General features: G+C 37.7%; 5 protein-coding genes. 3 read left to right on the plus strand and 2 right to left on the minus strand.

All coding sequences use genetic code 11. The features are described from left to right. The first annotated feature begins 183 nt into the window (after positions 1–183). The gene (locus tag BDR01S_RS16425) at positions 184–759 is read left to right on the plus strand and encodes a 3D domain-containing protein (RefSeq protein ID WP_066258948.1); all 576 of its coding nucleotides are present in this window, start codon (positions 184–186) and stop codon (positions 757–759) included. A gap of 135 nt (positions 760–894) precedes the next feature. Here the strand turns inward: BDR01S_RS16425 and BDR01S_RS16430 are convergent, their stop codons facing one another. Beyond that, complete coding sequence (locus tag BDR01S_RS16430; RefSeq protein WP_066258950.1) at positions 895–2,286, minus strand: L,D-transpeptidase family protein; 1,392 nt, start codon at positions 2,284–2,286, stop codon at positions 895–897. Positions 2,287–2,579: 293 nt separating this feature from the next. Here BDR01S_RS16430 and BDR01S_RS16435 point away from each other — a divergent pair, with 293 nt between their 5' ends. Then, a complete protein-coding gene (locus BDR01S_RS16435) occupies positions 2,580–2,762 on the plus strand; it encodes a hypothetical protein (RefSeq protein WP_066258952.1) in 183 nt (60 codons plus the stop codon). Positions 2,763–2,815: 53 nt separating this feature from the next. On the opposite strand, the gene BDR01S_RS16440 is transcribed toward BDR01S_RS16435, so the two are convergent. Beyond that, on the minus strand, positions 2,816–3,742 hold the full coding sequence (locus BDR01S_RS16440) for a CPBP family intramembrane glutamic endopeptidase (protein ID WP_066258954.1): 927 nt from the start codon (positions 3,740–3,742) through the stop codon (positions 2,816–2,818). Between the two features lie 517 nt (positions 3,743–4,259). On the opposite strand from BDR01S_RS16440, the gene BDR01S_RS16445 reads away from it, so the two are divergent. Then, entirely contained in the window at positions 4,260–5,933 is a 1,674-nt protein-coding gene (locus tag BDR01S_RS16445) for a vWA domain-containing protein (protein WP_235846592.1), read from the plus strand. Positions 5,934–6,000: the final 67 nt, after the last annotated feature.

The following is a 6,000-nucleotide window of genomic DNA, read 5'->3' on the forward strand; positions in this document are numbered from 1 at the left end:
ACCCCGTTTCATGTCATCCACTTTCAGCGTCCACCCCACACAGACAAAACACGCGACTTTGTCCACGAATGGTGCCTGACACCGGATTATCACGGTTTTGTCACAAAACTAGTAAGCTATTGAAATATAACTGTAATACTATTGTGGTAAGTTTTATATAACAGAAGGAAGGGGTTTTCAGTTATGAAGAAATTCCTAGTCATGTTCAGTTTGGCAGGTATGATATTATTTGGAAGTAATAACGGCGCATTAGCAGCATCCAATACATATAAAGTTAAAAGTGGCGATTCGCTTTATCGTATTGCTAAAACATATAAGATTTCCGTGAACACCTTAAAGAAATGGAATAACCTTAAATCAGATACAATTCACCCGAATCAAAATTTAAAGATTACTAGCCCAACCGTTAGTAAACCTGCTGCAAAGAAAGCTGTAACTACTACGAGTAAGTCAACGAAATTAAAAGTAGTAAAGACCATTACGGTTAGCGCTACTGCTTATACAGCAAATTGTAAACGATGCTCCGGCATTACAGCTACTGGGATAAACCTAAAGAAAAACCCAAACCTAAAAGTAATCTCTGTAGATCCGAGAGTAATTAGACTTGGCACGAAAGTCTATGTTGAAGGTTATGGCTATGCTATTGCAGGTGACACTGGTGGTGCAATGAGAGGAAACAAGATTGATATCTTCGTTCCTTCTTATAAGAAAGCTATTCAATGGGGAAGAAAAACAGTGAAAGTTCAAATATTAAAATAATTAAATCTAAGTCCCAAGTGAGTTCATTCACTTGGGACTTTTTATATTAATCTACAATAAAATAACAGCACCCTAATCACGAATGATCGAGTGCTGTTCATTTCCTACACCGTTTATTTCTCGGCACTTAAAATATTAAACTGGCATTGGCACCACTTTTTTAATAGTAAATACAACAGTCGTCTTGTTTCCAGCTGCATCTGTTACCACTAAGGTATAATCTCCATTTTCGGAAACAATTTTCCCTGATGTAACTGGTGCTCCATTTAATGTTGCTGTTCCTTCATTAAAGGTGATGGTCACATCTTTGTCGTATGTGGTATTGCTTACCTCACTTACTACTGGTGCTGTTTTATCAATTGTAAACACGACAGTTCGCTTGTTTCCTAACGCATCTTTTACCACCACTGTGTGTTTTCCTTCTGCTTTAACTATTGCTTTTGTTTTAATTACTTTTCCGTCTAATGTTGCTGTTCCTTCATTAAAGGAGACGGTAACATCCTTATTATAAAGGGCGTTGTTGCTTACCCCGCTTACTACTGGTGCTGTTTTATCAATCGTAAACACAACTGTTGTCTTGTTGCCTGCAGCATCAGTTAGCACGAAAGTGTGTTTACCTTCCGCTTTTACCACTATTTTTGTTTTTACTGATTTTTGATCGAGTGTCGCCTTTCCTTCTTTAAAGGAGATGGTAACATTCTTGTTATATTTACCATTATTACTTACTCCACTTACTACTGGTGCTGTTTTATCCTTTACAATTACAGTTCTTGTACTACTAACATTTCCTGCTTTATCCTTGGCAGAAACATATAGTTTATTACCGGCCTTCTGCATTGGAATCGTTACTGAAAATAGACCTTTTGAATTTGCTGGTTTGGCAGTGTACTTTTTGGTGCCAATTTTAACGGTAACCGTTGCACCTTTTTCAGTTTTTCCTGATACATTTTTAACATTATCTCCAACCGTATTAACTACTGGAAGGGCTGGTGCTTTGATATCGATATTTTTGAAATAAGGTGCAGCTAACTGATTAAAGCTCTTATTGGAAGTAGTAATAACCACTTTTGCGCCAATATTTACCTTACTAAATAATTCAATCACTTCATTATTATGCATCCGGATGCAACCGCCCGAAATGTATTTCCCAATTGAACTCTCATTTGCGTTGCCGTGAATACCGTACGGATAACCGCCATTCTCTTGTTTACTTAAACCCATCCAGCGTTTTCCTAATGGATTGCGAGGATCGCCGCCTGGAATATTGTGTTTATAGTAAGGTCTGTTTTTAATCTTCTCTCTTATGTAAAAAGTCCCTTCCGGGGTAAGTTTTGAAGTTCTTCCCGTTGCAACACTGTATGTTTTTACCAATTTACCATTCTCGTAAAATGCTAGCTTATTAATCTTTTTATTAACAATAATTAATTGCTTTTTCGTAATGGTGCTAGCCTCAGCTTTTTGAGCCTGGGGAAGAACTGAAAACCCTAAAAATAAAATAATAAATCCTATCAGAAAACGTCTTAACACAAAAAGAACCCCCTATTGTTTCCATTTATTACTACCATACCATATTTAGTGTTTTAATAGAAACTAATAAACACAATATAAATTTCGGCAATTTCTTACAAATTCCAACACTACCCAAGTGCATATCCAGATCTCTATTCATTGGTTCCTGACACCATTACACAATCTTCTTCATTTCTCGGGAAATAGCACCAAATTACTAGTTTTATATGGAAAATTGGATAAAAAATGGATTTATTGTTACTATTTGTAGTAGGATATTTATATAATCTATGAATTCGGAGGGCTGCAAGATGATGACTACCGCCCAACAAAAAGTAAAGCAGGAGCTTGAGGAACTGAAGATTAATGCCCTAATCCATCAAAACAGTGAACCTGTTCTTCCACGCAAAAAAAAATCTAGTAAAAAATGGATTTTAACAACAACCTTAATCCTAGTAACGATTGTAACTTGTTCTCTATTATTAATGAGATAATGGATATAAGGCAAAGAGGTTGCCGTATTATTAACGAGGCAACCTCTTTTCTATTACTCTACGCTTTGCGTCACTTCTGCCATTGATCCATCCTGAACTGTCGCCAGCTTTTGCATGGATCGATTTTGGTGAATTTTTTCTAAAATAAAGAGGCACACGTGGACAATTAACACACCAAAGGTGAAATACTCGACCGCGTAATCGATATAGTACCATGATAGGGTTGCGGTGATATCGTATACGGCGTGGACAATAACTGTTAGCCAAAGATTACGAGTCCATAATAGGATGAGGCCAAACAGGAATCCCATATTAGCAAAAGTTACAATTGCCCCAATTCGAATCGCCCAGGGCTGCTCCGTATCGAGCGTATGGTCAATGCCAAAATGAATTGAGGTGATAAACAACGCTGCTATCAGAAATCCATCTCTTCGGCCACTCTCCCAGCGGCGCGGGAAAACCTTTTTAAATACCACAAGCAGAAGAATCATGTACGAAAGCCGCCATACCTCCTCCAAGCCGGCCAGTATATCGTTATATAAATCATATCCAATGGTGTCTACTTTTTCAAAAAGAGACCCAATTGGTCGGTCCATAATTTCCTTATCAGCTCCACCTTTTACTTCCAAGGCTTGTGACTCAGTGTAGTCTTGTACGTATTGATCATAATCTTTGTTAAAATCTTCAAATGTGAGGTTAGAGTACACATTTACAACCGTACTTCCTAGGAAGAAAATCAGAAAGGCGCCTGTGAATTGAAGCATAATCTGGCGCGGACTTTTCCGATGGTCCTGCTGACTTCTGAGTCTTCGGTAAAGCTTCCAACCGATAAAAAAGGAAGACACCATGACAGCATCATATAGGGTGCTGGCCATAGAACTATAACGAGTCAAATAGAGTAGAACTTCCGCCCCAATGGTAACAATGATTATTGCCAAAAGCAGGCTTCTTGAAATCGGTTTGGTTAAATTCGTTGTCAAACTCATCATTCCCTACTTGGAAAATTTAGCGGAGAAATGCCAGTTCCCCTTACCTGCCTATTATCTTTACAGCAATGACCCCGAACGCATTTAAAAAAAGCAGGAAAAAGAAACAAGCAATCGTCCACTTCCATTTTCTCGACACGAAATGATCCCTCTTTTTCAAAAAAATATATTAGTATTAATTTACCATATTCATAGAGAATAATCATTAATATAAAAAAAGATTCACCACTGGTGCCTGACACCGAGGATACAACTCGAAAATTGTCGACAAATACTTATCCCGTTTTATCCTAGTATTACATAGGTAATTTATCACTAAAATGATAGAATGGTATTATATAATGAACATAAAATTCTTAATAAAATGACCCATTTAATTAAAATCTCCGGAGGTGTAGATTTGATGTTTAAGAAAATTATTTGTAGTTTACTAATATCTGCGCTGACCCTAGTGTTTTCTATAACTGTAGTGGCAGAGGGCGTTGAGGGGCCATCTGATCCCTCTTCCTCTATGGAAGGAGTACTAGTTGTAGATGTCAGTAAATCCATGCTAACCAGCGACCCAGACAAGATTAGTAATGAAGCCATGAAGATGTTCATAGATATGGCATCACTAACGGGTGATAAAATCGGAGTCATTGCCTACTCTGATGAGGTTCGCAGCAAGAAAGAGCTCGTAACAATCCATTCAGAACAAGACAAAAAGGAGCTAAAAGCCTTTATTGATTCACTCCAAAAATATCCTGCAACTGATATCTCTGTAGGAGTAAAGGCGGCGGTCAACGTCCTTAATAAAGGCCATGAAAAGGGTTATCTCCCTCTCATCGTTTTATTAGCAGATGGTAACAATGATTTGCTGGATAATAAAGGAAAAACCATAAAACAAGCCGAGGATGACCTTGCAGAGACAGTGGCTGATGCTAAAGCAAAGGGGTATCCGATTTATGTAATTGGCTTAAACGCTAATGGAAAGTTAAATAAAGAAGTCCTCAAAAACATTGCTTCAACCACAAACGGTAAATTTTTCGAAACAAGTCATGCGAATGATTTACCCGGAATTCTAAGTGAGATTTTCGCCAATCACTTAAAGTTAAAAGTAGTTCCTATAAAAGATGTCGTTGCCAAACAGGAATATCAGGACATTAACATCAAGATTCCAAATGAGAATGTGCTAGAAGCAAACATTTCCCTTGTTTCCAAAAAGCCCGTCGAAATGAAACTAGTTGATCCATCCGGCAAAGAACAAACCTTGCCGTCTGACAAAATCCTTTTATTAAAATCAAAGAAATACTCCATTCTAAAATTACTGGATCCTGTCCAAGGAGATTGGACGCTTAAGGTAAAGGGCTTTCCTAAAGATATGATCGAAATTAATCTTGTTTTTAACAATGATTTACAGCTGAGACTTGCCCCTCTTTCTAAAAAAATAAAAGCAAGTGATTCTATTAAATTTTCTGCCTTCTTTGAGGATAACGGCAAGCGAATAACAAACAAGGAAATTTACAAGACAATGAAAGCTGCTCTTTTTGTAAAGGATCTAGACACGGGAGAGTCCGAGAAAGTTCCATTAGATGCCCAAGATAATGGGTTTACAGGCGAGTATAAAATAGGAGATGGAGCGAACTATGAGGTGATGGTTAAAGCAGAAGGCAACAGTTTCCTTAGTGAAACACAGCCGCAGAAAATCACCATCCTGAGAAATACTACTGTACCTAGTGCCGAAGATGTGAATGTGCCATCCTCTAAACAATCGCAGCTGTATCCATGGCTTTATATTGTGATTACTGTGGTAGGTGCGATTCTTTTGTTAACACCTATCATCACTTTCATGGCAAAAAGAAGGAAGGAAAGCCGGGGCTTTAGCGGTCAAATTGTGATTGAAATTGAAGATGCGGATACACATGCTAAAATGGACTCTCAAATTAAGAAATTGAAGGCATTTAAAGGAGAATTCTGTCTCAACCAATTGTTTACGCTTGAATCGGAGTTCAAAGAAACCGACCAAATCACGTTTGTTCCCATTACTGAGAATACATTACTGGTTTTAAATAAATCAAACTATCCGATTGAATTGGGCGAAGAAGCGATTGATGCTGAGACAGGACATCGACTAAGGCGTAACGATAAACTGCGCATCAGGTTAAACGAGTTAAATAAATGCATTTATATTAAAAATGTTAGTTAGGAAGAATACCAGTTATAGACACAAAAAAGAACAGCGCTTAGTCGCTGTTCCTTTTCGTGCCTGGCAA

Source organism: Neobacillus drentensis NBRC 102427 (assembly GCF_001591445.1).
GTDB lineage: Bacteria > Bacillota > Bacilli > Bacillales > Cytobacillaceae > Neobacillus > Neobacillus drentensis.

Coding starts and splice junctions, on each gene's coding strand:
- BDR01S_RS16425 (WP_066258948.1), top strand. CDS start 184: ATGAAGAAATTCCTAGTCATGTTCAGTTTGGCAGGTATGATATTATTT.
- BDR01S_RS16435 (WP_066258952.1), top strand. CDS start 2,580: ATGATGACTACCGCCCAACAAAAAGTAAAGCAGGAGCTTGAGGAACTG.
- BDR01S_RS16445 (WP_235846592.1), top strand. CDS start 4,260: ATGGAAGGAGTACTAGTTGTAGATGTCAGTAAATCCATGCTAACCAGC.